Raw genomic sequence first — 26399 nt, forward strand, 5'->3', positions numbered from 1 at the left:
GTTCAGGCCGCTCCTTCCGCGGCATCGGGCAGCGCGTCGCTGCGGCGGCGGCGCAGGCGCAACAGGCGCACGACCTGCTTGCCAAGCTTGCCGAACGCATATTCGAGCGCCGCGATGGGCTGGCCGCCGGGCCGGTGGGCGAGAACGTGATACATCCACAGCACCAGAGCGGAGGCGAGCAGGAACGGTCCCCACAGCGCGATGATCGGGTCGATCCGGCCCAGCGCGCCGACGCTTTCGCCATATTGGTTGATCTTGTGATAGGTCACGATGAAGATGATCGACAGGAAGACGCCGAGCGCGGAGGTCGATCGCTTGGGCGGGATCGCGAAGGCGAGCGCGGCGAGCGGCAGCAGCAGCATGAACACCACCTCCACCATGCGGAAGTGGAAATTGGCGCGCACCTCGTCCTTCAGCTTGGGCGGGGTTTCCTGGCTTTTCCCGATGACGAACAGTTCCGGGATCGTCTTTTCCCGGTCATTGTCGCGCCCGCGGAACCGCTCGATCTGGGGCAGGTCGATGGGCAGGTCGTGGCTGGAGAAGGAAAGTATGCGCGGCGTCTTATATTTGGGGCCGTCATTGACCAGCACGCCGTTACGCAGGCGGAAGATGATGGTGTCGGGATCGTCGGTGGCGAGGAAGGTGCCCTGCTCCGCCGTGACCGCGACCGACTGGCCATTACGGCTGACGGCGCGCACGAAGATGCCCTGAAGATTGCGTCCTTCCTCCTTGCTGCGTTCGATGCGCAGCGTCATCCGCTTGCCCAAGGTCGTGAATTCGCCGACCTTGATCGACGCGCCCAGGGCGCCCGAGCGCAGTTCGAAACGCAGCGCCTCATAGGCGTGGCGGGAGAGCGGCTGGACGAAGCCGACAATGCCGAAATTGATGATCGCGAGCGCGATCGCATACATATAGGGCACGCGCAGCAGGCGGCGGTAGGACAGGCCGACCCCGCGCATCACGTCGAGTTCCGATGTCGTCGCGAGCTTGCGGAAGGCGAGCAGGATGCCGAGCATCAGGCCGATGGGGATCGCCAGCGACATATATTCGGGCAGCATGTTGGCCAGCATCCGCCACACGACGCTGACCGGCCCGCCCTGCGCCGCGACGAAATCGAAGAGGCTCAGCATCTTGTCGAGCAGGAACAGCATCGCTGCGATCACGAAGGAACCCAGCATGGGCAGCGCGATCAGACGGGCGAGGTAGCGGTCGGTGGCGGTCAGCATTCTCTAAGTCGTCGTTCCATCACCATGTTTTGGCCGCAAACCCATCCCATATGCCGATGAGTAAGTTTGCGGGGGCGAACAGGGGCTGTCCGTCCGGTCCATTCCGGTCGGCTATAGCTTCCAGGAGTCTGATGGTCATGTTGAAAGTTGCACTGGGGTTCCTGTCGGCGGCGGCGGTCATCGCATCCGTTCCGGCAATGGCCCACGGGCAGGAAATCGCCAACGATCTCGAACGCTGCGGCCCCAATGCGAAGGGACCGGCGGTGCTGGTCGACGTGCGCGGCTTTGCCGCCGCGAGCGGCACGGTGCGCGTCCAGTCCTATCCCGCCACGAAAGCCGCATGGCTGACCAAGGGCGAATGGCTCAACCGCATCGAAACGGGCGTAAAGCCCCGCGACGGCGCGATGCGCTTCTGCGTGCCGGTGCCGCAGCCGGGCCGTTATGCCATCGCCGTGCGGCACGACCGCGACGGTAACGGCCGGACCGACATTTCGCGCGACGGCGGGGGATTTTCCAACAATCCCAAGCTCAGCATCTTCAACCTCGGCAAACCGGGCGTGGAGAAGGCGGCCTTCAACGCCGGGGCGGGCGTGACGAAGATCACCATCACCCTGCAATATATGTGACGGCATAGATGGTCTGCGTCGCGCTCCTGTCCAATCCCAAATCCACGGGCAACCGGCAGACGCTTCCGCGCGTGCGCAGCTATTGCGCCAACCATCCCGACATTTTCCATTATGAGGTGGAGCATGTCGATCAGATCGGACGCGCGTTCCAGACCATCGCCCGCGTGAACCCGGCCGTCATCGTCATCAACGGCGGCGACGGCACGGTGCAGGCGTCGCTCACCGAACTCTATCAGGGCGAGCATTTTCAGGGCCGGGTGCCCCCCATCGCGGTGCTGCCCAACGGCAAGACAAACCTCATCGCGCTCGACCTCGGCATCCATGGCGACCCGATCAAGGCGCTGGAGCGCATCCTGGAGATCGCCAAGTCGGGGGTCGAGGATCATGTCGTCGCGCGCGAACTGATCGCCCTGTCGGACGGACAGGCTGGCTCGCGGCCGGTGCTGGGCATGTTTCTGGGCGGAGCGGGCCTTGCCGACACGATGCTCTATTGCCGCAACCAGATCTATCCGCTGGGCCTTTCCAACGGCCTCAGCCATTTCATCACGGCGCTGGCGGTGCTGTTTTCGCTGCTGTTCGGCATCCGTGCGCGCTTCCTGCCGCCGTCGAGCAAGCCGGTGCGCATCTCGCTCATCCGCGACGGCGAGCTGGCGGGACGCTTTTCCGTGCTGATCGTCACCACGCTGGAGAAGCTGCTGCTGGGCGTGCAGACGGGCGGCGGCGGGCGGGGCCGCATGAAGCTGATGGCGGTGGACCAGAGCCTGCCCGCGCTGCTGCGCCTGTTCTGGGCCAGCATCTTCCGCCGCATCGGCAAGGCGCGGATGCAGGGCATTCATCTGGAACAGGGCGACATGATCCGCATCGAGGGCGACAGGAGCAGCGTCATCCTCGACGGCGAACTGTTCGAGGCGTCGGAAGGCAAGCCCATCGTGCTGCGTTCGACCGAGCCGGTGCCGTTTCTGCGCCTCGCCGCCTGAACGGCCTTTCCTCCTCTCCATTGGGCCGCTCGACAACAGCCTGCACTTGCGCCAGAGGCTCGGCATGTTCGGCCTGATCGCTTCCATCCTTTTCGTGCTCATCTGGTCGACGGGCTTCATCGTCGCGCGGGCGGTCGCGCCCCATGCCGCGCCGGAAATGGTGCTGGCGCTGCGCCTGCTGCTGACGACATTGCTGCTCGGCGGCGCGGCGGCGGTGGCGGGACAGGGCTGGCCGCGCGGAAGGCGGCTGGGGCAGCATCTGGCGGCGGGCGCGATGCTGCACGGGATATATCTGACGATAAGCTGGTGGGCGATCAGCCACGGCATGCCCGCGGGCATCATGTCCCTGCTGGGCGCGACGCAGCCGCTGATGGTCGCGGTGGCAAGCGTCGCGCTGCTGGGCGAGCGGTTGCCGGGGCGGGCATGGGCGGGCCTCGCCATCGCGATCACCGGCGTCACCTGCGTGCTGCTGCCCGCCATCGAGCGCAGCGGCGGGGGCGGCGTGCCGGTCATTCCGGCGGTGCTGGGGGTGTGCGGCATCATCGGGATGACAGCGGGCACGCTGATCCAGCGCGGCGAGATCGGTGGCGATCCGATCCTGATGTCGGGCGCGGTGCAGAATCTGGGCGGCGCGGCGGTCGCCATCGCCGCGATGCTGATCGTGGGCGAATGGCGATGGGACAATAGCCCCGTGCTGTGGCTGAGCTTCGGCTGGTCGGTCGTCGGCCTTTCGGTCAGCGCGCTCAGCCTGCTGGTCTGGCTGGTGCGGCATCAGGGGCCGACGCGCATGTCGATGCTGCTGCTGCTCGTGCCGCCGCTCGCCGCCGTCGAGGCGTGGGCGCTGTTCGGCGAGCGGCTGGGGCCGGTGCAGATTGCGGGCTTCGCGCTTGCGCTGGGCGGTGTACTGCTCGGGCGGTCGGGACCGAGGAAGGTCGCGCCGCTGGAGGCGGCGGAAGGCGCCTGACGATCAGCCTTCGCGCAGACGCTCGTGGTGGCGGATCACCTCGTCAATGATGAAGCGCAGGAATTTCTCGGTGAAATCGGGATCGAGACGGGCGTCGGCGGCCAGTTGGCGCAGGCGCGCGACCTGCCGTTCCTCACGCCCCGGATCGGCGGGCGGCAGGTCGTGCGTCGCCTTGTGTTCGCCCACCGCCTGCGTGATCTTGAAGCGTTCGGCCAGCATGAACACCAGCGCCGCGTCGATATTGTCGATGCTTTCGCGGTAGCGCTTGAGGGTTTCGTCCATGACGGCGTCTCCGGTTCCAGATGGCGCGCTTTTTGCCGCTTCCGGCCCGCGGCGCAAGCTATAAGACTTGCCTTTCGCGCGATGCGCCGCCACATGGGCCGGGTCATGACCGCACCCGCCCCCGGCAACGTTCACCCCATCGGCCGCGCGAAAGCGGAGCCGTCCCTCGCCCCGATCATGAATCTCGTGGCCGACGGCATGAATCAGGTCAATGCCGTCATTCTGGACCGGATGCAGTCGCGCATCCCGCTGATCCCCGAACTGGCCGGACATCTGATCGCGGGTGGCGGCAAAAGGCTGCGCCCGATGCTGACGCTCGCCTGCGCGGACCTGGTGGGCTATGCGGGGAGCCGCCATTACAAGCTCGCCGCCGCGGTCGAGTTCATCCATACCGCCACGCTGCTGCATGACGATGTCGTCGACGGTTCGGGCCTGCGCCGGGGCCGCAAGACCGCCAACATCATCTGGGGCAACAGCGCCAGCGTGCTGGTCGGCGACTTCCTTTTCTCCCGCTCCTTCGAACTGATGGTCGAAGCGGAGTCGCTCAAGGTGCTCAAGATCCTGTCCGGCGCGTCGGCGATCATCGCGGAGGGCGAGGTCAACCAGCTCACCGCCCAGCGCAAGATCGACACGAGCGAGGAACAGTATCTCGACATCATCGGCGCGAAGACCGCCGCGCTCTTCGCCGCCGCCTGCCGCATCTCCGCCGTGGTCGCCGACCGCAGCGAGGCGGAGGAGCAGGCGCTCGACGTGTACGGCCGCAACCTCGGCATCGCGTTCCAGTTGATCGACGACGCCATCGACTATGAGTCGGACGGCGCGACGATGGGCAAGGATGCGGGCGACGATTTCCGCGACGGCAAGGTGACGCTGCCGGTGATCCTCGCCTATGCGCGCGGCAGCGAGGAGGATCGCGCCTTCTGGAAAGCCGCCATCGCCGGGCACCGGATCGGCGAGGAGGATCTCGCTCACGCCACCGGCCTGCTGCGCAAGACGGGCGCGATCGCCGACACGCTGGCGCGCGCGCGCCATTATGGGCAGCGGGCCATCGACGCGCTGGGCCGGTTCGACGCCGGACGGGCGAAGGCCGCGCTGACCGAAGCGGTCGAGTTCGCGATTGCGCGCGCCTATTGAGGATAGGGGCGGGTTGGTCCGTTCTTCAACCTGTCATCCGTTCGCCCTGAGCGAAATCGAAGGGTTTGGCTGAGCGAAGCGAAGCCACTTCGCCATGCTCAGTGGAGGGCTTCGACTTCGCTCAGCCCGAACGGGGAAATTTCCATGATCCTGTCCCCCGAAACCATCGCCTTCCTGATGGCCGCCGCGCTGATGGCGGGATGTATCGACGCGATGGCGGGCGGCGGAGGCCTTATCACCCTGCCTGCGTTGATGGCAGCGGGCATTCCGCCGGTGCAGGCGGTGGCGACCAACAAGCTGCAGAGCTGTTTCGGCACGTTCGGCGCATGCGTCGCCTATGCGCGCAGGGGGCATATGGACCTTGCGACCTACAAGGGTCCGGTGATCGCGGCGTTCGCCGGATCGGTGGGCGGCGCCTGGCTCGTCCAGCGGGTCGATCCGTCGATCCTCGCGGGGCTGATGCCCGCGCTGCTGATCCTGATCGCGGGCTATTTCACCTTTTCGCCCAAGCTGGGCGAGGCGGACCGGCACGCCCGCGTCGGGATGGCGGGCCTTTCCGGTCTGGTCGGGATGGTCGGTTTCTACGATGGCTTTTTCGGGCCGGGCGCGGGAGCCTTCTACACCACGATCTTCATCGCGCTGGGCGGGCTGGCGCTGCTGCGCGCGACGGCGCAGACGAAGGCGGCCAATCTTGCCAGCAACCTCGCCGGGCTGCTGACGATGCTGGCAGGCGGGCATGTGATCTGGATCGCGGGCTTCGCCATGGCTGTGGGCAGCATCGCCGGCGGGCAGATCGGGTCGCACCTCGCCATGCGGTTCGGATCGCGGCTCATCAAGCCGCTGCTGATCGTCATGTCGCTGGCGCTGACCGCCAAGATGCTGCTGGACCCGAAGAACCCGATCCACCTCTACCTGTTCGGCTGAGGGTTCGGCTGATCGGGCTGGGCAAGCGTGGCGACGCGGCGGCGCAGTTCATCGACGGCGAAGGGCTTGGTCAGCACTTCCATCCCCGGTTCGATATGGCCGTGGTTCAGGACCGCGTTTTCGGCATAGCCGGTGATGAAGAGCACGCGCAGGCCCGGACGCATCGTCCGCGCGGCGTCCGCCACCTGCCGTCCGTTGAGGCCGCCGGGCAGGCCGACATCGGTGACGAGCATGTCGACACGTCCGGCCGATTCGAGGATGCGCAGCCCCGAAGGACCGTCGCCCGCCTCCAGACAATGATAGCCAAGATCGGTCAGCGCATCGCACACCAGCATCCGCACCGAAGGTTCGTCGTCGATGACGAGCACGGTCCGGTCCGAGTCCGTGGTAAGCGCGGGTTCGACGAGGATCGGCGCATCCTCCTCTTCCTCGCCCCGGTGGCGGGGGAGGTAGATGCACACCATCGTGCCCTGCCCGACTTCGGAATAGATACGGACATGGCCGTTGCTCTGCCGCGCGAAGCCATAGACCATCGACAGGCCAAGGCCCGTCCCCTCCCCGATCGGCTTGGTCGTGAAGAAGGGGTCGAACACACGCTCCAGCGTCTGCTTGTCGATGCCGGTGCCGGTGTCGCTGGTGCAGACTGTCACATATTGGCCCGGCGTCAGTCCATGGTCGCGGGCGGTGCGCTCATCCAGCCAGCGGTTGGCGGTTTCGATCGTGATCGTGCCGCCATCGGGCATGGCGTCACGCGCGTTGATGCAGAGGTTGAGCAGCGCATTTTCGAGCTGGTTGGCATCGACCAGCGCGGGCCAGAGGCCGCTCGCGGCGATGGTCTGCACCTCGATCTGCGGCCCGACCGTGCGCCGCACCAGTTCGGAAAAATCGCTGAGCAGCCGGTTGACAACGGTCGGCTTGGGCGAGAGCGTCTGACGGCGGGAGAAAGCGAGCAGACGGTGGGTGAGCGCGGCGGCGCGGCGGGTCGCCCCCTGCCCGGCGGCGAGATAACGCTCGACATCCCCCGTCCGCCCCTGCGCCAGCCGGACGCCGATCATCTCGAACGCGCCGGAAATACCCGCCAGCAGATTGTTGAAATCGTGCGCGAGGCCGCCGGTAAGCTGGCCCACCGCCTCCATCTTCTGCGCCTGCCGCAGCGCGGTTTCGACTTCCTCACGCTCGGCCAGCGCCTCCGCAATGCGCGCCTCCAGCGTCTGATGCAGTTCCTGCTGCGCGCGCTGCGCGTTCACGCGGTCGGTGATGTCCTTGAAAAGCACGGCGACCTGCCGGTCTTCGAACGGCCCGACGCGGAAGCTATGCACTTCGAGATGATGGCCGGTCGCGACCAGTTCGCGTTCGAAGCGGATCGGCTTGCCCGTATGCAGCACCGCGCCGTAAAGCTCGACCCAGCCGTCCGCTTCGTCCGGCACCATTTCGCGCAGCTTCTGGCCGACGACATTGCGGATGCCCGCATGGCGCTCATAGGCGGCATTCGCCTCGACATGGATATAGTCGCTGAGCGGTCCGTGCGGTCCATCAAAAAATTCGATGATGCAGAAGCCGTCATCCATCGTTTCGAACAGGGTGCGGTATCTTTCCGCATCCCCCGGCAGGATCGCCATGCCCGTCATGCCCCTTCGTGCGCCATCCGCCACGCGTGCGCATGACTTCAGCTTCTTATTCGCCCGCAACGTTCGAGACGGCAACTGTTTCCGTGGAACCCGGCCGCCCCTTGCCCCAAAGGGCATTTGGCGCGAGAGGAACGGCGATGACCGACCTGCCGATCCATGCCGCGCTGCCCGATCTGCTCGCCGCGCTGCGCGAAGGGAGCAACGCCGTGCTGGTGGCGCCCCCGGGCGCGGGCAAGACCACGGCGGTGGCGCCCGCTCTGCTGGGCGAGCCATGGTGCACGGGGCAGGTGCTGCTGCTGTCGCCCCGGAGGCTGGCGGCGCGGGCGGCGGCGGAGCGGATCGCCGAACTGATGGGCGAACAGCCCGGCGGCACGGTGGGCTACGCCACGCGGATGGACAGCAAGGCGAGCGCGCGCACGCGGCTGCTGGTGCTGACCGAAGGCATTTTCGTGCGGCGGATACAGGACGACCCGGAACTGGGTGGCGTGTCGGCGGTGCTGTTCGACGAAGTGCATGAACGCAGCCTCGACAGCGATTTCGGGCTGGCGCTGGCGCTCGATGCGCAGGAGGCGCTGCGGCCCGACCTGCGGATCGTGCCGATGTCCGCGACGCTGGATGGCGCGCGCTTCGCGTCGCTGCTGGGCGGCGCGCCGGTGATCGAGAGCGAAGGGCGCATTCAGCCGCTGGAACTGCGCCATATCGGACGCGCGGCGGAAAAGCGCATTGAGGATGAGATGGCGGGCGCGATCCGCCGGGCGCTGAGCGACGAAGCGGAGGGCGACCTGCTCGCCTTCCTGCCCGGCGTGGCGGAGATCGAGCGGACGGCGGAGCGGATCGAGGGGCTGGCGGAAGTCCACCGGCTGCACGGAAGTCTCGATCCGGCGGCGCAGCGCGCGGCGATCCGCCCGTCGCGAGAGGGGCGGCGCAAGGTGATCCTCGCCACCGCTATCGCGGAAACCAGCCTGACCATCGACGGCGTGCGGATAGTGGTGGACAGCGGGCTGGCGCGGCGGCCCCGCTACGACCGGGCGGCGGGCGTCACACGGCTGGTGACGGAGCGGGCGAGTCAGGCGGCGGCGACGCAGCGGGCCGGACGCGCCGCGCGGCAGCGACCCGGTGTCGCCTACCGACTGTGGGAAGCGGCGGCGAGCGCGGGGATGCCGCCCTTCGACCCGCCCGAGATACTGGAAAGCGACCTGTCGAGCCTGCTGCTCGACTGCGCGCTGTGGGGCGTCAACGATCCGGCGAGCCTGCGCTGGCTCGATCCGCCGCCCGCCGCCGCGGTGGAAGAAGCGCGGCGGCGGCTGACGGTGCTGGACGCGCTCGACGGGGACGGGCGGATCACGGCGCATGGGAAAGCGCTGGCGAAGCTGCCGCTGTCACCGCGTCTGGCGCATATGCTGGTGCGCGCGGGCGAGATGGGGCTGGCCGAGGTGGCGGCGGAGGTCGCCGTGCTGCTGGGCGAACGCGGCGTCGGCGGGCAGGACATCGACCTGACGCTGCGGCGGCAGCGCTGGCGGCGGGAAAGCGGCAGGCGCGCGGATGCGGCGCGGGGGCTGGCAAAGCGGTGGGCGACTTTATTGAAGCCCCTCCCTTTCAAGTCGAAGGGAGGCGCGGGACTCCCTTCGAGGGTTGGGGTGGGTGCCTCCGCAGGAGGCTCGCTTCGCTCGCCACCCACCCCCAGCCCCTCCCTGGAAGGGAGGGGAGAAAATGACGTCGGCCTCTGCCTCGCCCTCGCTTTCCCCGACCGGGTGGCGAAGCGCCGGTCGGCGGATGGCGCGGACTGGGCGAGCGTGGGCGGGCGCGGCTTCCGGCTCGATCCGCTGTCGCCGCTGGCGCGCGAAGAGTGGCTCGCGGTAGGCGAAGTGCAGGGGAGCGCGGCGGGCGCGCGCATCCTGTCGGCCGCCCCCATCGGCGAGGCGGACGTGATCGCCCTGTTCGGCGCACGGATCGCGGAGCATCGCACGGTGCGCTTCCGGCCCGCCAGTGGCGGGATCGAAGCCTTGCGCGAACGGCGGCTGGGCGCGGTGCGTTTGTCGAGCGGATCGGATGACCGGCCCGATCCCGATGCGGTGGTGGCCGCGCTGGTGGAGGGCGTGGCGCAGGGCGGCCTTTCGCTTCTGCCATGGTCGGACGCAGCGCAATCGCTGCGAATGCGGGCAGCATTCGCGGGGGTGGAGGCGCTGTCCGACGAAGCGCTGATGGCGACGCTGGACGAATGGCTGCCGCCGCTGCTGGCGGGCAAGCGAAAGCTGGGCGACATCGACCGCTCGCACCTGTCGGGCGTGCTGGAAGGGCTGATCGGATGGGAGGGCAAGAGCCAGCTCGACCGGCTCGCCCCGCCCGATTTCCGTTCCCCCGCCGGAAGCCATCACGCCATCGACTATGCCGCCGAGGGCGGGCCGCGCGTGGAACTGCGCGTGCAGGCGCTCTTCGGCCTCAGCGAGCATCCAACGGTGGGGAGCCAGCGTATCCCGCTGCTGCTGTCGCTCACCTCGCCCGCCGGACGGCCCATTCAGACGACGCGCGACCTGCCGGGCTTCTGGGCAGGCAACTGGCGCGACGTGGCAAAGGAAATGCGCGGCCGATATCCGCGCCATCCATGGCCCGACGATCCGGCGGCGGCCAGCGCCACGCTGCGCACCAAAAATGCCGATGCGCGGTCGAAGTCTTGACTTCGCGCCGAGCGCTGGTGCAACGCGGCAGGAGATTTTACCGGAGTCCTTCGCGATGAGCGCGCGCATCTACCAGATCCAGAAGAACGCCATGCAGTCGGGCAAGGCGCTGACGCACAAATGGGTGCTGGATTTCGCGCAGAGCGAGGCAAAGAAGCCCGATCCACTGACCGGCTGGGCCGGATCGGGCGATACGCAGAGTCAGGTCAGGCTGACCTTTCCCTCGCAGGACGCGGCGGTCGCCTATGCGCAGAAGCACGGCCTCGACTACAGCGTGCTGCCCACGCCGCCCAAGACGCTGAAAATTCAGGCCTACGCCGACAATTTCCGCTGACGCGCGGAACATGGCTGCACATTCGGGCGCGTTGCTGCCCGATTGACGCCTTATTCGCTTGCCAAAGAGCGGGTCGGGGCGGCAAAAGCCGCGCTTTGACGGAAAGACCGGGACGACAATGACGGATCGCAGCGCAATTTTCGACAGCGTCACCGCGCAGATCGAACCCTTCAACAAGAAGGGCATCGACCTGACCGAAAGCACCAGCTTCGCCGGCGATCTGGAGTGGGACAGCCTGACGGTGATGGACTTCGTCGCGGCGATCGAGGACGAATTCGACATCATCATCACGATGAACATGCAGGCCGAGATCGAAACCGTGGGCCAGCTGGTCGACGCGGTGGCGAAGCTCAAGACTGCTTGACTGATTTGAGATTTCCGTTCGCCCTGAGCGAAGTCGAAGGGCGTTGCTGAGCGAAGGCGAAGCATAAGCCTCGGCTCCGCTCGGCTAAGGGCTTCGACTTCGCTCAGCCTGAACGGCTATGGGACGATAAACATATGACCGACGCAGCCGCCACCGCGAACGACGCCCGCACCCCCGCGGAAAAGAGCAACGCGCGCGACCTCTTCTCCAAGTTCGACGGCCTGATCGCGGAGCGCGAAGCGCTGCTGGCGACGGGCGTGCGCGATCCCTTCGCCATCGTCATGGACAAGGTGCTGTCCCCCACGCAGGCGGTCATCAAGGGCAAGGACACGATCCTGCTCGGCACCTATAATTATATGGGTATGACCTTCGACCCGGACGTGGTCGCGGCGGGCAAGAAAGCGCTCGACGAGTTCGGCGCGGGCACGACCGGCAGCCGCGTGCTGAACGGCACCTATCAGGGGCACCGGGAAGTCGAGGAGGCGCTCAAGGATTTCTACGGCACGTCCGGCGCCATGGTCTTTTCGACCGGCTATCAGGCGAACCTCGGCGTCATTTCGACGCTGGCGGGCAAGGGCGACTATGTCGTGCTCGACGCCGACAGCCATGCGTCCATCTATGACGGCTGCTTCCTGGGCGATGCGGAGATCGTGCGCTTCCGCCACAACAGCGTCGAGGATCTGGACAAAAGGCTCGGGCGCCTGCCCGCCGACGCGCTGAAGCTCGTGGTGCTGGAAGGCGTCTATTCGATGCTGGGCGATGTCGCCCCCCTGCCCGCCATGGTCGCGGCGGTGCGCAAACATGCCAACTGCATGATCCTTGTCGACGAAGCGCATGGCATGGGCTTTTTCGGCGAGCATGGCCGGGGCGTGTATGAAGAACAGGGCGTCGAGAAGGACGTCGATTTCGTCGTCGGCACCTTCTCCAAATCGGTGGGAACGGTCGGCGGCTTCTGCGTTTCCAACCATCCCAAGTTCGAGGTGCTGCGCCTCGTCTGCCGCCCCTATGTCTTCACCGCGTCGCTGCCGCCCAGCGTCGTGGCGACCGCCGCGACCAGCATCCGCAAGCTCATGCACGCGGGCGAAAAGCGCGCCCATCTGTGGAAGAACAGCCAGCGGCTGCACAAGGGGCTGACCGATCTCGGCTTCAAGCTGGGGACGGAAACGCCGCAGTCGGCGATCATCGCGGTGATCCTGAGCGACCAGACGCAGGCGGTCGCCATGTGGCAGGCGCTGCTGGAACTGGGTCTCTACGTCAACATGGCCCGCCCGCCCGCGACGCCTGCGGGCACCTTCCTACTGCGCTGCTCGCTGTGCGCCGAACATAGCGACGCGCAGGTCGAACAGATCATCGGCATGTTCGAAGCAGCCGGCAGGGCGACGGGCGCCATCGACTGACCGCCACGGCGGGAGCGCCGGTCAAGCAAGAAGCGACGAAACGCGCGCATAGTCATATGGGCAGTTTCGCCTTGCCTCCGCTTAGGCTAAGGATAGCTCCGAAATGGCCGAAGCCGATACTCACATGGAACAGGGGGGGGCGTTGCGCGCGCTCGCACGCCGTGTCCTGCCATTCCTCCTCGTGCTCCTTCTCGTGGGATCGCTCGGCGCGCTGCTCTACACCGCGAGCAACGCCACCCGCGACCATCAGCGCGCGCTTGCCGAACAGCAGCGCAGCTTCGAAGTCATCGCGCTCGCCCGCCGGTTCGAAGCGCAGGTCGCCCGGTCCGAAGTCACGCTGGCGCGCTATGTCATCAGCCTCGATCCCAATACCGGGCGGCTGTTTCAGGACCAGTGGCGCGCGGCGGCCAGCCAGCTCAGGACGCTGGCCTTCGCCACCCGCAAGTCGACATGGCAGCGAGGCAATGTGGAAGCGCTGGGCTACGCCTTCGAACAGCGCGGCCGCACGCTGAACGCGATCGGCCTGCGCACGACCTACGATCAGAAGATGGCCGCGCTCGCCGCCTTCCATCAGGCGGGGAAGAGCCGCGATCTGAAACGCATCACCGCGCTGCTCAACATCGTCATCGACGCGGAAAATGCGCGCCTGCGCGAACGCAGCCTCGCCGTGACGCTGGCGGGGGACCGGACCGAATGGGTGGGCAAGACATCGCGCCTGCTGGGGCTGGCGCTGCTGGTGAGCGCGCTCTTCACCGCGTGGCTTGCGCATTCGGCCTATGACGACCGGCGGCGGGCGCGGCGGCAGGCGGAGCAGGAGACTGAGCGCGCCGATCGTCTGGAGGCCGCCGTGCGCGCCCGCACGGCCGAACTGTCGGACGCCTATGAACAGTTGCAGCGTGAATCGGCGGAACGCGCGGAGGCGCAGGACAATCTGCGCCAGATGCAGAAGATGGACGCCGTGGGCCAGTTGACCGGCGGCATCGCGCATGATTTCAACAATATGCTGGCGGTCGTCGTCGGCGGCCTCGAACTGGCCAAACGCAACCTGCGGCTGAAGCCTGTCGAGGCGGCGCGGCATCTGGACAATGCGCTGGACGGCGCCAACCGCGCGTCGGCGCTGACGCGGCGCCTGCTCGCCTTCGCCCGGTCCGAACCGCTGCTGCCGACCGCCGTCGATCCCGACGCGCTGGTCGCGGGCATGGCGGACCTGATCGACCGCACCATCGGCGACCAGATCATCGTCACGCTGAACGGCAAGGCGAGCGGCTGGCGCATTTTCGTCGACCAGCATCAGATGGAAAACGCCATCCTCAACCTGTGCGTCAATGCGCGCGACGCAATGGACGGGCGCGGACACCTGACCCTGTCGACCGCGCAGGTGAGCCTCAAGGCAGGCGAAGTGGGCGACTGCGCGGCGGGCGACTATGTGGAACTGAGCGTCGCGGACGATGGATGCGGCATGACGCCCGAAGTGCTGGCGCGTGTGTTCGAACCCTTCTTCACGACCAAGCCGGTGGGCAAGGGCACGGGCCTTGGCCTCAGCCAGATTTTCGGTTTCGTGCGCCAGTGCGAGGGCGAGATCCGGATCGAATCGCAGGTCGGCGAAGGCAGCAGCGTGCGCATCTACCTGCCGCGCTGCACGACCGAGGCGGAATGCGACGCGGATGCCGTCCAGCCCGGCGGCGGGCCGGTGGAACAGCCGCCCACGCGCATCCTCGTCGTGGAGGACGACCCGCGCGTGCTCAATCAGACGATGGCGGCGCTGCGCGAACTGGGGCACCTCCCCCTCGCCTGCGATCACCCGTCGAAGGCGGCGCGCCTGCTGGCGAACAATGGGGACATCGGCCTCATCATCAGCGACGTTCTGATGCCCGACATGACCGGGCCGGAAATGATAAAGGCGCTGCCGCCGCATGTCCGCCACCTGCCGGTGCTGTTCGTCACCGGCTATGCCGGCGATGTCAGCCAGGGCGCGGATTTCGAAGGGCATCTGGTGCTGCGCAAGCCCTATACGCTCGCCGCGCTGGGACAGGCGCTGTCGACCGCGCTCAGCGGATTGCCCCACCCCGAAGCAGCCGCGGCAGCAGAGTAAGCGCGCCGATCAGCGGCCAGCGCCGCTGCCATGGCCGGATCGCGATCTGCGTCCCGGCATGACGGTTGATCTTCCACGCCAGATAGTCGATCCCGCCCGCATAGGTGAAGCTGGCCTTCGCCAGCCGGACGACGGACAGCCATTTGCCCCGCCGCTGGAGCCTGCGCCATTGCGCGGCGGCATCGTCCGGCGGCGGGGGCAGGCCATCGGCGAGCGCCGCCTCCCCGAAGCGGCGGTAGCGGTCCGGATCGGCATCGACGATGGAAAGCGAGCGCCCCTTCCGCTCGGCGCGCAGTTCGGCACTGTAGGTCTGCGCGAAACCGGCCTGCCAGAGCGCCAGCACATCCCCCTCCCCATCCGCCATCGGCCGGGCCAGCGACAGCAGCGTCGGCGCGGCCTGCGCCACGGCGGCGACGGCGCGCTGACGGGCGAGATCGTCCGCGGCCCAGAGCAGGCGCGAAGGCTGGGCGAAGCGCGCCCACACCGACACATTGTCCGCCGCCGGGCTGTTGAGCCGCGTGAAGTCGGCTTCGGACAGGACCGCATATTTGGCGATCAGACCCTGATGTTCGAACGGAAAGACATTGGGCGGGATCAGCCGGTTGGCGCGCGCAAGCCAGCTCTTGCCATAGGCGGCGGGATAGTCGGACACGATCAGGTAGAAATCGAGCATCAGCCCGTCGAGATGGGCTTCGCGCAGGCAGGAGCCGTAGAAGAGCACCGCCCGCGCCGCCTGCGGATATTGTGCCGCAAGCGCGCCCGCCATCGCGGCGGCGCGCGGGTCTGCCGGTGCGGAAAGTTCGGCGGCGACCAGATCGGAAAGACGCGACGGCATGCCTCGCCCTATCGCGGCGCGCGCGCGAAATGAAGCGGCTTTCAGTCCCAGCGCAGCGGCAGATGCGTGCACGCTCCGACATTGCCGCCCTTCATCCGCACAGGCGCGGCGGCGTCGAGGCGGAAAGGCGGAATGTCCGCGAGCCATTCCTCCAGAAAGACGATCATCTCCATCCGCGCCAGCCCTGCCCCGACGCACCGGTGCGCGCCCGCACCCATGGTCGTGTGACGGGCGGCATTGAGGCGACGGTCGAATCGGACTTCATGCGGCGCGTCGAAACTGGCGGCGTCGAGATTGTGGAGGATGCCGGGGAGATAGACGATGTCGCCCCGCTTCAGCGCCACCCCGTCGACCGCCATATCCTCCACCACATTGCGGCTGACCGATACGGTCGGATAGCGGCGCATCAGTTCGTCGGCGGCATCGGGGATCAGCGCCGGATCGGCGCGCAGCGCAGCCTGATCGTCCGCATGGCGCGCCAGATGCAGCGCCGCCATGCCGACCGCGGCCACCACCGTGTCGAGGCCGCCGAACAGCAGGTTGCGGCACATCCGGCGTGCCTCGTCCAGCGTCCACGGCCTGCCCGCGACCGGTTCGGCGAGAATGCGGCTGAACAGATCGTCGCCCGGATGGGCCATGCGCTGTGCGATATAGGGCGCCAGATAATCATCGGCCGCGTCGCGCAACTGCTCGACGGTCATCGTGCCGTCCGGGCGGGTCAGTTGTGCGCCCAGTGCCCGCAGGCGGGGGCGATCCTCCAGCGGCACGTCGATCAGCGTCAGAAAGATGTGCAGCGGCAGGATTTCCGCGAAGTCGGCCATGAACTCGCACCCGCCGCGCGGGGCAAGGCCGGCGATCAACTCCCGCGCCACCGCCCGCACCTTCGGTTCCATCGCGACGATATGCCGCGAAGCGAAACCTTTCATGACGGCGTTGCGATAGCTCTGATGCTCGGGCGGGTCCTGTTGCAGGGGGATGAAGCGCATGACATCCCCCAGTCCCGGCGTGACGGCGAGCACTTCGCTCGACAGGCGGCGGTTATCGGCCCAAAGATCGCGCACGAGCGCACCGCGCGTGGCGATCCAGTGGCCGCCATTGGCGCGCGTCCAGACGATGCCCGGACCGTCGGGCGTGGCGAGCGCCTCCCATGCGGCGAAATAATCCTGCTCGACGCCCGGCGGGTTGAAGATGTCGAAATCGACGATCCGATCCGCCGGAACATGCGCGGGCGCTTCGGCAAATAGCATCGCTCTCCCCTCCATCTGCTGCGCCAGGTTAGAGCGCCGCGAGGGGAGAGGAAGCTGCCATTTTCGCCAGCTATCCGGTACGGCCGGGGCAGCGAGCCTTCGCCCGCAGCCCCGTCTTCACCCTATTCCGCGGCCTGCGCGACGTCCGCTTCGGTCCAGCTCAGCACCGGCTTGCGCGCGGCGAGCGTTTCGTCGAGGCGGCGGCGGGGGGCGTGATAGGGTGCGCCCTTCAAGGCTTCGTCTCCGGCCTTCGCCCGCTCGGCGAGGCTGCGCAGCGCCATGATGAACTGGTCGAGCGCGGCCTTGCTCTCGGTCTCGGTCGGTTCGACCAGCATCGCGCCGTGGACGACCAGGGGGAAATACATGGTCATCGGGTGGAAGCCTTCGTCGATCAGCCCCTTGGCGATGTCGAGCGTGGTGAAGCCTTCGGCCAGCCCCTTGTCGCTGAACAGCGCCTCATGCATGCAGGGACCGCTGTGACCGAACGGCGCGTCGAGCACGTCGTCCAGGCTGCGCAGCACATAGTTGGCGTTGAGGACGGCGTCCTCCGCCACCTGCCGCAGGCCGTCCGCGCCGTGGGAGAGGATATAGGTCAGCGCGCGGGTGAACATGCCCATCTGGCCGTGGAAGGCGCACATGCGGCCGAAGCTCTGCGGCATTTCCTCGCCGACATTATCCTCTTCGATCAGGTGGATCGTGCCGTCCGCCATGCGCGCGGTGTAGGGGAGCGGGCCAAAGGGCGCGAGCGCCTCGGACAACACCACCGGGCCGGAGCCGGGTCCGCCGCCGCCATGAGGGGTCGAGAAGGTCTTGTGCAGATTGATGTGCATGGCGTCGACGCCAAGGTCGCCGGGGCGCACGCGCCCGACGATGGCGTTGAAGTTCGCGCCGTCGCAATAGACGAAGGCTCCCGCCGCGTGGACCGCGTCGGAAATCACCTTCATGTCGCGTTCGAACAGGCCGCAGGTGTTGGGATTGGTAATCATCACCGCCGCGACGTCCGGACCGAGCCGGGCCTTGAGCGCTTCAAGATCGACGCGGCCGTCCGGGGTGGCGGGAATATCCTCCACCTTGTAACCGCAGAAGGCGGCGGTGGCGGGATTGGTGCCGTGCGCACTTTCGGGCACCAGCACCACCTGCCGCGCGTCGCCCCGCGCTTCCAGCGCCGCGCGGATGCAGAGCAGGCCGCACAGTTCACCGTGCGCGCCCGCCTTGGGCGTCATGGCGACACCGTGCATGCCGGTCAGCCTGATGAGCCAGATGGCGAGTTCATTGATGACGGCAAGCGCGCCCTGCACCGTCGATTGCGGTTGCAGCGGGTGGATGTCCGCGAACCCCGGAAGCCGCGCCATCTTCTCGTTGAGGCGCGGGTTGTGCTTCATGGTGCACGACCCGAGCGGGAAGAGGCCAAGGTCAATGGCGTAATTCTGGCGGCTGAGGCGGGTGTAGTGGCGCACCGTCTCCTGCTCAGACAGGCCGGGCAGGCCGATGCTGTCGACGCGGGCGAGACTCCCGAGACGGCTGGCGACCTGGGGCGTATCGGCGAAATCGACGCCGGTGGTGTCGGTCGAGCCGATCTCGAAGATCAGCTTTTCCTCCAGCATCAGCGCGCGGTTTCCGGTGGCGGTGGCGGGAGCCATATGCGCTTCCTTGACGGGTTCGGGCGCGGTCGGGCGGCCTTCCTTGAGCATGGTCATGCCAGTTCCTCCTGCAGCGCAGCAGCGAGCGCTTCGATGTCCTCGGGCGTCGTGGTTTCGGTGACGGCGACGACGAGGCCGTTGCCGACGGCGGTCGAATTGGGGAACAGACGGCCGAGCGACACGCCCGCCAGCACGCCCCGGTCGGCAAGGTTGCGCACCGTCTCGCGCGCGTCCTTCGTCAGCACCAGCGTAAATTCGTTGAAGAAGCTGTCGTTGAGCAGCGTGACGCCCGGCACCTGCGCCAGTTGATCCGCGGCCTGAACCGCGAGCGCATGGTTGAGGCCCGCCAGTTCGCGCAGCCCCCTTTCACCGAGCAGCGTCATATGGATGCTGAAGGCAAGCGCACACAGGCCCGAATTGGTGCAGATGTTCGAAGTCGCCTTTTCGCGGCGGATATGCTGTTCGCGGGTCGAAAGGGTCAGCACGAAACCGCGCTTGCCCGCCGCGTCGACGGTTTCGCCGCACAGACGGCCCGGCATCTGGCGGACATATTTCTGCTTGCACGCAAAGAGGCCGAGATAAGGCCCACCGAATTGCAGACCGACGCCGATCGACTGACCTTCGCCCACGACGATGTCCGCGCCCATATGGCCCGGCGCTTTGATCGCGCCCAGCGCAACGGGTTCGGTCACGACCGCGACCAGCAGCGCGCCCGCCGCATGGGCGGCGTCGGCGAGCGGGGTCAGGTCGGCGATGCGGCCCAATATGTCGGGATACTGCACGACGACGCAGCTTGTGTCCCGGTCGATGGCGGCGATCAGCGCGTCGATGTCGGTCGCGGCTTCCAGCGTCGGGTCTTCGTGCACCAGCGCGTCGCCGGTGAACTTCGCCATAGTCTGCGCGACCGAGACATAATGCGGATGCAGGCCCGACGAGAGCAGCGCCTTGCCGCGCTTCGTGATGCGGCGGGCCATAACAATGGCTTCCCAGCAGGCGGTCGAGCCGTCATACATCGACGCATTGGCCACATCGCAGCCCAGCAGGCGTGCAACCTGCGTCTGGAATTCGAACAGCACCTGAAGCGTGCCCTGCGCGATTTCCGGCTGATAGGGGGTGTAGGCGGTCAGGAACTCGCCGCGCTGGATCAGATGATCGACGCTGGCGGGAACATGGTGGCGATAGGCGCCTGCGCCCAGGAAGAAGGGCGCTTCCCCCGCCGACAGATTCTGCCGCGCCAGAGCGCTCATATGGCGTTCGACGGCCAGTTCGCTGGCATGGAGCGGCAGTCCCTCTATCGGACCGGACAGCCGCGCCTCGGCGGGCACGTCCACGAACAGATCGTCGATGGAGGACGCGCCGACGACGGAGAGCATCTCCTGCCGGTCGCTGTCGGTAAGGGGTAGGTAGCGCATTTCATTCCTTTCTAAGCCCCTCCCCTTCAGGGGAGGGGTTGGGGTGGGGTATGGCCCTATGCGTCGCGCGTTGAGGCAAACCCCACCCCCGGCCCCTCCCCTGAAGGGGAGGGGAGAATGTCGGTCAAAGGCTCGCGACGAACTTCTTGTAGGCGGCTTCGTTCATCAGGCCTTCCAGCTCGCTCGCGTCGGCGATGCGCAGCTTGAAGAACCAGCCATCCTCTTCCGCGTCGCTGTTCACCAGCGCGGGTTCGTCCTCCAGCGCGCTGTTGGCTTCCACGACTTCGCCGGAAATGGGGGCGTAGACGTCCGAGGCGGCCTTCACCGATTCGACAACCGCGGCGTCGTCGCCCTTTTCGAAGCTCGTGCCTTCGGCAGGCAGTTCGACGAAGACGATGTCGCCCAGTTGCTCCTGCGCGTAATCGGTGATGCCGACCGTGGCGATTTCGCCCTCGACATCAATCCATTCATGTTCGTCGGTGAAATAACGGCTCATATGGATACTCCCCTTCGGCAAAGATGTGACGGTCAGGCCTTGCGGCGATAGCGGTGCGGAACGAACGGCATGGGCGCGACCACGGCGGCGATGCGCTTGCCGCGCACCTCGATCTCCAGCGGCGTGCCGATGGCGGCGTGGGGCAGGCTGACCCAGCCCATCGCGACCGGCGCGCCGACGCTGGGCGCGAAGCCGCCGGAGGTGACTTCGCCCACTTCGACCGATCCGGCATAGATTTTCGCGCCTTCACGCGCGGGCAGGCGGCCCTCGATGGTGAGGCCAACGCGCTTCGTGCCGGGGCCGTCCGCCAGCTCCTTCATGACGCGGGCGTGGCCGATGAAGCCCCCCTCCTCGCGCCGCCGCTTGCCGATGGCGAAGCCAAGGTCCGCGCCGATGGTGCTCACGGCGGGCGTCAGGTCGTGGCCATAGAGCGGCAGCCCCGCCTCCAGCCGCAGCGAATCGCGCGCGCCAAGGCCGATCGGTTTCACTTGGCGGAGAGCGCACAGCGCATCGGCGAGCAAAGTCACATCGTCGGCGGGCACGCTGATCTCGAACCCGTCCTCGCCGGTATAGCCCGACCGGCTGATCCACAGCGGCACGCCGCGCCACGCGAACAGGCCCGACTGCATGAAGAGAAGATCGGCGGTTTCGGGGATGAGGGTCGAGAGCGCCTCGCCCGCTTCCGGTCCCTGCAAGGCGAGCAGCGCCTGCTCGTCCATGTGGTTCATCACCACTTCGTCGGGCAGATGCTCGATCATCCAGCCAATGTCGTCATATTTGGTCGCGCCGTTGACGACCATGTAGATCGCTGCACCGTCGAACGCGCCGCCGCCGAGCCGCGAGACCATCAGATCGTCGAGAATGCCGCCTTCTTCGTCCAGCAGCATCGAATAGCGCTGGCGAAAGGCTTTCAGTCCCTTGATGTCGGCGGGCAGGAGAAGCTCCAGCGCCTCGTCGATGCCCTCGCCGGAGAAAGTAAGCTGGCCCATATGGCTGACATCGAACAGGCCCGCATGCTCGCGGGTCCACAGATGCTCGGCCATGATGCCTTCATACTGGATCGGCATGTGATAGCCGGCAAAGCCGACCATGCGCGCACCCTTCGCCCGGTGCCAGCCGTCGAGCGGAAGCTCCTGCAACGGCAGCTCTTCTTCCAGATGGGCGATGTCGTCATTGGCGGTCATGAGAGGCCGGCCTTTCCGTGAGAGGTCGTGTGGCGACAGGGATAGCCTGCCCTCAATGCGGGCAAGATCGCTGCCACCCCCTCTGTCACGGAACCTGAGAGCTTTGACCAGCGGTCGCGGGACCGGATGGCTTACCCCTTCGGTGGGACGGTGTTGCGCCGTCCGCTTTCCAGAGTGCCTTGCGCCCGATGCGGTCCTTTGGCCTGAGAGATTCCGGGGCGGTTGCTCCTTCGGCGACGGGTCTGGCCTCAAAGGCCGCCCATGCTCTCCCGCATCGTGCCCGGCGGACGAATCCGCCGGAGACGCCTATCGCATTGCGGCAAAGGACAGGGCGCGTCAATCCGCCAGAACGGGAAGGCCGTAGATTTCCGCGTGGCGCTTTTCGGCGTAGCGGTCGGTCATGCCCGCGATGAAGTCGGCGATGTGGCGGCTGCGGGACGGCTCCTCCAGCGCGCAATCGTCGCGCCATTCGGGCGGCATCAGCGCTGGGTCGGCCTGATAGGCGCGGAACAGGTCGGAAACGATGATTCGTGCGCGGTCGGCGGCGGCGAGCTGTTCGGGATGGTGGTAGAGCGTCGCATACATGAAGCGCTTGAGCACCCGTTCCTGCTCGGCCAGTTCGGGCGAGAAGCCGACGAGCGTGCGTCCCAGCGCGCGGACATCCTCGACCGTCTCGATCCGCGACTCTGCGATGGCGCGGCGGGTCGTGGCGATAAGGTCGTTGGCCATCACGCCGATCTGTTCGCGCACCAGTTCGCGCAGCAGCCGGTCCTGCGGCACATCGGGATAGCGCGCCCGCACCCGGTCCCAGCAGCTTCGCACCAGCGGCACTTCAAGCAGTTGTTCGAGCGCAAGCAGCCCGGCGCGCAGGCCATCGTCAATGTCGTGATTATCGTAAGCGATGTCGTCGGAAATGGCGGCCAACTGCGCCTCCAGCGAGGCGTGGCTGGCAAGGTCAAGCGGGTAGAGCGCGTCGATTTCGCGCATCGCCCAGCCGGGACGGGTGACGGGGCCATTATGCTTCGCCAGCCCCTCAAGCATCTCCCAACTGAGGTTCAGCCCCCGGAACAGCGGATAGGGACTTTCCAGCAGCATCAGCGTGCGCAGCGTGTGGGCATTGTGGTCGAAGCCGCCATGCGCCTCCAGCGCGACTTCCAGCGCATCTTCGCCTGCATGGCCGAAGGGCGGATGGCCGATGTCGTGGGCGAGGCAGAGCGCTTCGGTCAGATCCTCGTTGAGGCCGAGCGTGCGCGCGGTGGTGCGGCCGATCTGCGCGACTTCGAGGCTGTGGGTCAGGCGGACGCGGAAATGATCGCCGTCGGGGGAAACGAACACCTGCGTCTTGTGGCGCAGGCGGCGGAAGGCGATGGAGTGGATGATACGGTCGCGGTCGCGCTGGAAGATGTCGCGCGGCCCCCGCGCCTCGCCGCCCGTTTCGGGATGGAGGCGGCCCCGGCTGGCGTCGGGGTGGCAGGCATAGGGCGCGAGGCTGGTCATGCCCGCCCCTTACTCGCCCCCGAGCTTCTCCACCACCTCTCCCGCGTCGCTTTTCCACGCGAACACGTCCGCGCCGTCCGCCTTGAGCTTCGTTTCCAGATCCCTGGCGCGGGTGAAGCTGCTGAACGGGCCGACGAGCAGCCGGTTAGTGCGGCCCCAGCCCGCGCTCCACGCGTCCTGCGGCGCGAGGGCGGAATATTTGCCGCGCAGCCGCTTCATGGTGAAGGAAAGCGCGGACTTGCTCTGGCCGACGCCGACCTGAAGCCAGTTGCGCGACGGGTTGGCGGCGAGGCGCTTCTTCTCTTCCGCTTCTGCCTTGGCCTTCGCATCGGCTTCGGCCTTCGCCTTGGCGGCGGCTTCCTTCTTCGCCTTGTCGGCGGCGGCCTTTGCGGCGGTCTGGCGTTCGGCGCGGCGCTGCGCCTGAAGCGCGGCGATTTCGTCCAGATTGACGGCGGCGACGCGGGTCTCGCGCTCGGTCTCGGGGACGTCGATGGCGCGGATGATGTCGGCGAGCGTGCGCGTGGCTTCGGGATTGGGCAGCGGCACGGAAGACGGCGGCGGCGGTGGCAGCGCGGCGGCGGTCTGGACGGGCGTGGGCGCGGCTGCGGCGGGCGAGAGCGTTTCGAAGCCGGGCGCGGGCGGTCCCTGAACCGGCGCACTGCCCGAAGCGGCGGCCTGACGCACAGGCGCGGGCTGCGGCGCTGGCGTGGCGGCGGACGGAAGCGATTGGGTAACGGGCGTCGCAGCAGGCGCCTGCGTTGCGGGCGCGGGCGTGGCGAGCGGGATGGACTGGCGTGCGGGCGCCGGGGTCGGTTGCACGGCGCGCGGGACGGACGGCTGCGCGCTTTGCGCCTGCGCCAGTTGCGGCTGAGAGGGCCGCGTCGTCGGCTGTACCGGGCGCGTCGCCTGCGCGCTGGCGAGGCGCTGGGCTTCGCGGGCCTGACGGCGCTGCTCCGCGCGGGTGAGCGCCTTGGGCTGCGGGGTGGCGGCGGCAACCGTCGTCGCAGCAGCGGCGGGCGGGCGCGAACCGACGACGATACCGGGCGCGGGCGGGGTCGGCACGATGGCGGCGATGCTTGTCCCCACCTGCTGCGGGAAATGGCCGAAATGTACCGCCGCCGCCTTCTGCGCGGCGGTCAGATAGGGCATTTTCTGCATATAGGGCGTGATCGCCGTCGCGAGCTGTTCGGGCATGGTCTGGAGCGCGACCTTGCGCGCGTCCGTCTGCCTGTTGTTCATCGCGTAGATGAACGCGCGGTATCGCCACGCGGCGCGGTCGCTTTTGTAGAGCAGCGGGTCCAGCACCTTGTCCGCCGCCTCCACCTGCCCCGATATGCCGAGCGATGCGGCGTAGCGGCGGATCAGTTCCTCATCCTGCGGCGTGCGGGCGAGAGCAGCCTGATAGTCGCGCTGCGCCCCTGCCTGATCGCCGGTCATGTCACGGGCAAGACCCCGGTCGGACAGGAGATCGGCTTCGGGATAGCCGAGCCGCGCCGCCTCGTTGAACTGGCGGAGCGCTTCGACGGGATTCTGGAGCTTGAGCATCACCCGGCCCAGCCCGGCCTTGACCCGCCCGTTATTGCCCTGCACCGCTTCGGCGCGGGCGAAGAAACCGGCGGCGGCGCGCGGATCGTCGAGCGCCAATGCCGCTTCGCCCGCGCCAATCAGCGCGCTCATGTCGCGCGGGTTGGACGCGAGGCGGGCGAGATGGCTGTTGAGGTCGGCCGCGCCGAGGGGGCGGGTGAGCTGCGACTGGTCCGACTGGGCCTGCGCGGCGAAGGGCGCGGCGGCGGCAAGGGCGAGCGCGGAAATCAGGTGCGTTATGGGTTTCACGTCCGGCCCTTAACCACAATGCTGCTGAACGGGGAATGGCTGCTCATGAAAAAGCGCGCCGGACCGCCTTGGACGGTCGGTGGCGCGCTTGTCCGGGGCGGGCGGCGGGGCCGCGCCGCTTACTGGTTGCTCTGGCGGTTCAGAAAGCGGGGAATGTCGACACCCGATGCGGCATCGTCCGCGCCGGAGGTTTTTTCACTGCCGCGCGTCAGGCCCGCCATGCGTTCGAACAGGGTGCCGCCGGTCGACACGCGCGGAGCGGGCTGAGCGGGGGCGGCAGCAGGCGCGGCGGGCGCGGCGCTTTCCTCGCCCAGCACCAGTTCATCCTCGTCCGCATCTTCGTCGGAAAAGATCGCGGCGGGCCTGGGCGGGGAGAAGGGCGCGGACGCAGCCGGTTCGACCGGCGCGGGCGCGGGCGCTTCGGGCACGTCGAGTTCGAGCGCTTCGGCTTCTTCCGTTTCCGGCGCAGCGGGCGTCGGCGGCGTCAGCGTGACGGCGGGCTTGGGCGCTGCGGGCGCGGATTGCGGCACCGCGACCGAGGGACGGCTGGCGAAGCTGAAGGGCTGGGTAAGCGGCTGGGCCTGCCCGCCATTGTCACTGTCGATGCCGGTGGCGACCACGGACACGCGGATCTTGCCGTTGAGATTGTCGTTGAACGCCGACCCCCAGATGATGTTCGCATCGGGATCGACCAGTTCGCGGATGTGGTTCGCGGCCTCGTCCACTTCCATGAGGCGCATGTCGTCGCCGCCGACGATGGAAACGATGACGCCCTTCGCGCCGCGCATCGACACGCCGTCGAGCAGCGGGTTGGCAATCGCCTTTTCCGCCGCCTGAAGCGCGCGGCCGTCGCCTTCCGCTTCGCCGGTGCCCATCATCGCCTTGCCCATTTCGCCCATCACCGAGCGCACGTCGGCAAAGTCGAGGTTGATGAGGCCGGGCATGATCATGAGGTCGGTGATCGACCGGACGCCCTGCTGCAACACCTCGTCCGCCATCTGAAAGGCTTCCTTGAAGGTGGTGTTGGGGTTCGCGATCAGGAACAGATTCTGGTTCGGAATGACAATGAGGGTATCGACATGCTTCTGCAGCTCCTCAATGCCCGCTTCGGCCGACTTCATGCGGCGATTGCCTTCGAAGGTGAAGGGCTTGGTCACGACGCCGACCGTCAGGATGCCACGGTCGCGCGCTGCCTTGGCGATGACGGGGGCCGCGCCGGTGCCGGTGCCGCCGCCCATGCCGGCGGTGATGAAGCACATATGCGCGCCGTTAAGCGCTTCCTCGACCGAAACGATGGTCTCTTCCGCCGCCGCCTTGCCGATTTCGGGACGCGAGCCTGCGCCCAGACCCTCCGTAATCTGCGGGCCGAGCTGGATGCGGCGTTCGGCCGGCGAGCTGTTGAGCGCCTGCGCGTCGGTATTGGCCACGATGAAGTCCACGCCCTCTACCGAGGCGGCGATCATGTTCGCGATGGCATTGCCGCCCGCGCCGCCGACGCCGATGACCGCGATGCGCGGCTTCAGTTCGTCCACATGGGGCGGGCTGATCTCAATGCTCATAATATTAGCTCCCTCAGCTTCCTCGTCAGGAAGCGACACCGTCATATACTGTTAACACCAGAAAATAGCCTTT

22 protein-coding genes and 1 riboswitch are annotated in these 26399 nt (G+C 67.4%); of the genes, 10 read left to right on the forward strand and 12 right to left on the reverse strand.

The features are described 5' to 3' along the window. Positions 1-2: 2 nt before the first annotated feature. Entirely contained in the window at positions 3-1226 is a 1224-nt protein-coding gene (gene lptF, locus SAMIE_RS11090) for an LPS export ABC transporter permease LptF (RefSeq protein WP_066699412.1), read from the reverse strand. A 131-nt stretch (positions 1227-1357) separates the two neighbouring features. Between lptF and SAMIE_RS11095 the strand changes: the two genes are divergently transcribed. The 3 genes from SAMIE_RS11095 (at position 1358) to SAMIE_RS11105 (ending at position 3793) form a co-directional block, all read left to right on the forward strand. Further along, complete coding sequence (locus tag SAMIE_RS11095; RefSeq protein ID WP_066699410.1) at positions 1358-1852, forward strand: DUF2141 domain-containing protein; 495 nt, start codon at positions 1358-1360, stop codon at positions 1850-1852. A gap of 8 nt (positions 1853-1860) precedes the next feature. Next, entirely contained in the window at positions 1861-2829 is a 969-nt protein-coding gene (locus tag SAMIE_RS11100; protein WP_066699408.1) for a diacylglycerol/lipid kinase family protein, read from the forward strand. Positions 2830-2893: 64 nt separating this feature from the next. Then, entirely contained in the window at positions 2894-3793 is a 900-nt protein-coding gene (locus tag SAMIE_RS11105; protein ID WP_066699407.1) for a DMT family transporter, read from the forward strand. 3 nt (positions 3794-3796) lie between these two features. Here SAMIE_RS11105 and SAMIE_RS11110 read toward each other — a convergent pair whose 3' ends face one another. Then, positions 3797-4075, reverse strand: a complete 279-nt coding sequence (locus tag SAMIE_RS11110) for a chorismate mutase (RefSeq protein ID WP_066699498.1) — start codon at positions 4073-4075, stop codon at positions 3797-3799. 105 nt (positions 4076-4180) lie between these two features. Here SAMIE_RS11110 and SAMIE_RS11115 point away from each other — a divergent pair, with 105 nt between their 5' ends. Together SAMIE_RS11115 and SAMIE_RS11120 are read left to right on the forward strand one after the other, a co-directional pair. Further along, complete coding sequence (locus tag SAMIE_RS11115; RefSeq protein WP_066699493.1) at positions 4181-5209, forward strand: polyprenyl synthetase family protein; 1029 nt, start codon at positions 4181-4183, stop codon at positions 5207-5209. Between the two features lie 144 nt (positions 5210-5353). Beyond that, positions 5354-6133: a TSUP family transporter gene (locus SAMIE_RS11120; RefSeq protein ID WP_066699406.1), complete on the forward strand. Its 780-nt coding sequence runs from the start codon at positions 5354-5356 to the stop codon at positions 6131-6133. On the opposite strand, the gene SAMIE_RS11125 is transcribed toward SAMIE_RS11120, so the two are convergent. Beyond that, positions 6118-7752: an ATP-binding protein gene (locus SAMIE_RS11125; RefSeq protein ID WP_066699485.1), complete on the reverse strand. Its 1635-nt coding sequence runs from the start codon at positions 7750-7752 to the stop codon at positions 6118-6120. The two genes, SAMIE_RS11120 and SAMIE_RS11125, sit on opposite strands and share 16 nt — an antisense overlap. A 146-nt stretch (positions 7753-7898) precedes the next feature. On the opposite strand from SAMIE_RS11125, the gene hrpB reads away from it, so the two are divergent. The 5 genes from hrpB to SAMIE_RS11150 all read left to right on the forward strand — a co-directional run bounded on the left by hrpB (position 7899) and on the right by SAMIE_RS11150 (position 14623). Next, positions 7899-10436 (forward strand): ATP-dependent helicase HrpB, encoded by a 2538-nt coding sequence (gene hrpB, locus SAMIE_RS11130; protein ID WP_066699405.1) that lies wholly within the window; start codon positions 7899-7901, stop codon positions 10434-10436. Positions 10437-10491: 55 nt separating this feature from the next. Then, positions 10492-10770 (forward strand): ETC complex I subunit, encoded by a 279-nt coding sequence (locus tag SAMIE_RS11135; RefSeq protein WP_066699404.1) that lies wholly within the window; start codon positions 10492-10494, stop codon positions 10768-10770. 118 nt (positions 10771-10888) lie between these two features. After that, entirely contained in the window at positions 10889-11134 is a 246-nt protein-coding gene (locus SAMIE_RS11140) for an acyl carrier protein (protein ID WP_066699400.1), read from the forward strand. A gap of 134 nt (positions 11135-11268) precedes the next feature. After that, the gene (gene spt, locus SAMIE_RS11145; RefSeq protein WP_066699398.1) at positions 11269-12531 is read left to right on the forward strand and encodes a serine palmitoyltransferase; all 1263 of its coding nucleotides are present in this window, start codon (positions 11269-11271) and stop codon (positions 12529-12531) included. A gap of 103 nt (positions 12532-12634) precedes the next feature. Continuing rightward, positions 12635-14623, forward strand: a complete 1989-nt coding sequence (locus tag SAMIE_RS11150) for an ATP-binding protein (RefSeq protein ID WP_066699395.1) — start codon at positions 12635-12637, stop codon at positions 14621-14623. Here the strand turns inward: SAMIE_RS11150 and SAMIE_RS11155 are convergent. The 9 genes from SAMIE_RS11155 to ftsZ all read right to left on the reverse strand — a co-directional run bounded on the left by SAMIE_RS11155 (position 14580) and on the right by ftsZ (position 26326). Beyond that, positions 14580-15458 carry a hypothetical protein gene (locus SAMIE_RS11155; protein ID WP_066699391.1) on the reverse strand — a complete coding sequence of 293 codons (879 nt, stop codon included), beginning with the start codon at positions 15456-15458 and terminating at the stop codon, positions 14580-14582. The genes SAMIE_RS11150 and SAMIE_RS11155 overlap by 44 nt on opposite strands. 41 nt (positions 15459-15499) lie before the next feature. Next, entirely contained in the window at positions 15500-16705 is a 1206-nt protein-coding gene (locus SAMIE_RS11160) for a cytochrome P450 (protein ID WP_066699387.1), read from the reverse strand. Positions 16706-16827: 122 nt separating this feature from the next. Continuing rightward, positions 16828-18402 (reverse strand): aminomethyl-transferring glycine dehydrogenase subunit GcvPB, encoded by a 1575-nt coding sequence (gene gcvPB, locus SAMIE_RS11165; protein WP_066699385.1) that lies wholly within the window; start codon positions 18400-18402, stop codon positions 16828-16830. Beyond that, the gene (gene gcvPA / locus SAMIE_RS11170) at positions 18399-19757 is read right to left on the reverse strand and encodes an aminomethyl-transferring glycine dehydrogenase subunit GcvPA (RefSeq protein WP_066699382.1); all 1359 of its coding nucleotides are present in this window, start codon (positions 19755-19757) and stop codon (positions 18399-18401) included. Before gcvPA ends, gcvPB begins: the two co-directional genes overlap by 4 nt. Before the next feature lie 124 nt (positions 19758-19881). Further along, positions 19882-20253 carry a glycine cleavage system protein GcvH gene (gene gcvH, locus SAMIE_RS11175; protein WP_066699380.1) on the reverse strand — a complete coding sequence of 124 codons (372 nt, stop codon included), beginning with the start codon at positions 20251-20253 and terminating at the stop codon, positions 19882-19884. 32 nt (positions 20254-20285) lie between these two features. Further along, entirely contained in the window at positions 20286-21437 is a 1152-nt protein-coding gene (gene gcvT / locus SAMIE_RS11180) for a glycine cleavage system aminomethyltransferase GcvT (RefSeq protein ID WP_066699376.1), read from the reverse strand. A gap of 181 nt (positions 21438-21618) precedes the next feature. Continuing rightward, a riboswitch (glycine riboswitch) is annotated at positions 21619-21719 on the reverse strand. Between the two features lie 54 nt (positions 21720-21773). Then, positions 21774-22934, reverse strand: coding sequence for a deoxyguanosinetriphosphate triphosphohydrolase (locus SAMIE_RS11185; protein ID WP_066699374.1), 1161 nt, complete (start codon positions 22932-22934; stop codon positions 21774-21776). Positions 22935-22943: 9 nt separating this feature from the next. Next, the gene (locus SAMIE_RS11190) at positions 22944-24767 is read right to left on the reverse strand and encodes an SPOR domain-containing protein (RefSeq protein ID WP_408641229.1); all 1824 of its coding nucleotides are present in this window, start codon (positions 24765-24767) and stop codon (positions 22944-22946) included. Positions 24768-24886: 119 nt separating this feature from the next. Continuing rightward, positions 24887-26326 carry a cell division protein FtsZ gene (gene ftsZ, locus SAMIE_RS11195; RefSeq protein ID WP_066699372.1) on the reverse strand — a complete coding sequence of 480 codons (1440 nt, stop codon included), beginning with the start codon at positions 26324-26326 and terminating at the stop codon, positions 24887-24889. Positions 26327-26399: the final 73 nt, after the last annotated feature.

The sequence above is a fragment of the Sphingobium amiense genome (assembly GCF_003967075.1).
GTDB lineage: Bacteria > Pseudomonadota > Alphaproteobacteria > Sphingomonadales > Sphingomonadaceae > Sphingobium > Sphingobium amiense.

Coding starts and splice junctions, on each gene's coding strand:
- SAMIE_RS11095 (WP_066699410.1), top strand. CDS start 1,358: ATGGTCATGTTGAAAGTTGCACTGGGGTTCCTGTCGGCGGCGGCGGTC.
- gcvPA (WP_066699382.1), bottom strand. CDS start 19,757: ATGCGCTACCTACCCCTTACCGACAGCGACCGGCAGGAGATGCTCTCC.
- gcvPB (WP_066699385.1), bottom strand. CDS start 18,402: ATGACCATGCTCAAGGAAGGCCGCCCGACCGCGCCCGAACCCGTCAAG.
- SAMIE_RS11135 (WP_066699404.1), top strand. CDS start 10,492: ATGAGCGCGCGCATCTACCAGATCCAGAAGAACGCCATGCAGTCGGGC.
- SAMIE_RS11150 (WP_066699395.1), top strand. CDS start 12,635: ATGGCCGAAGCCGATACTCACATGGAACAGGGGGGGGCGTTGCGCGCG.
- SAMIE_RS11100 (WP_066699408.1), top strand. CDS start 1,861: ATGGTCTGCGTCGCGCTCCTGTCCAATCCCAAATCCACGGGCAACCGG.
- ftsZ (WP_066699372.1), bottom strand. CDS start 26,326: ATGAGCATTGAGATCAGCCCGCCCCATGTGGACGAACTGAAGCCGCGC.
- lptF (WP_066699412.1), bottom strand. CDS start 1,226: ATGCTGACCGCCACCGACCGCTACCTCGCCCGTCTGATCGCGCTGCCC.
- SAMIE_RS11115 (WP_066699493.1), top strand. CDS start 4,181: ATGACCGCACCCGCCCCCGGCAACGTTCACCCCATCGGCCGCGCGAAA.
- SAMIE_RS11140 (WP_066699400.1), top strand. CDS start 10,889: ATGACGGATCGCAGCGCAATTTTCGACAGCGTCACCGCGCAGATCGAA.
- SAMIE_RS11185 (WP_066699374.1), bottom strand. CDS start 22,934: ATGACCAGCCTCGCGCCCTATGCCTGCCACCCCGACGCCAGCCGGGGC.
- SAMIE_RS11155 (WP_066699391.1), bottom strand. CDS start 15,458: ATGCCGTCGCGTCTTTCCGATCTGGTCGCCGCCGAACTTTCCGCACCG.
- SAMIE_RS11125 (WP_066699485.1), bottom strand. CDS start 7,752: ATGGCGATCCTGCCGGGGGATGCGGAAAGATACCGCACCCTGTTCGAA.
- SAMIE_RS11120 (WP_066699406.1), top strand. CDS start 5,354: ATGATCCTGTCCCCCGAAACCATCGCCTTCCTGATGGCCGCCGCGCTG.
- SAMIE_RS11160 (WP_066699387.1), bottom strand. CDS start 16,705: ATGCTATTTGCCGAAGCGCCCGCGCATGTTCCGGCGGATCGGATCGTC.
- spt (WP_066699398.1), top strand. CDS start 11,269: ATGACCGACGCAGCCGCCACCGCGAACGACGCCCGCACCCCCGCGGAA.
- hrpB (WP_066699405.1), top strand. CDS start 7,899: ATGACCGACCTGCCGATCCATGCCGCGCTGCCCGATCTGCTCGCCGCG.
- SAMIE_RS11110 (WP_066699498.1), bottom strand. CDS start 4,075: ATGGACGAAACCCTCAAGCGCTACCGCGAAAGCATCGACAATATCGAC.
- gcvH (WP_066699380.1), bottom strand. CDS start 20,253: ATGAGCCGTTATTTCACCGACGAACATGAATGGATTGATGTCGAGGGC.
- gcvT (WP_066699376.1), bottom strand. CDS start 21,437: ATGACCGCCAATGACGACATCGCCCATCTGGAAGAAGAGCTGCCGTTG.
- SAMIE_RS11105 (WP_066699407.1), top strand. CDS start 2,894: ATGTTCGGCCTGATCGCTTCCATCCTTTTCGTGCTCATCTGGTCGACG.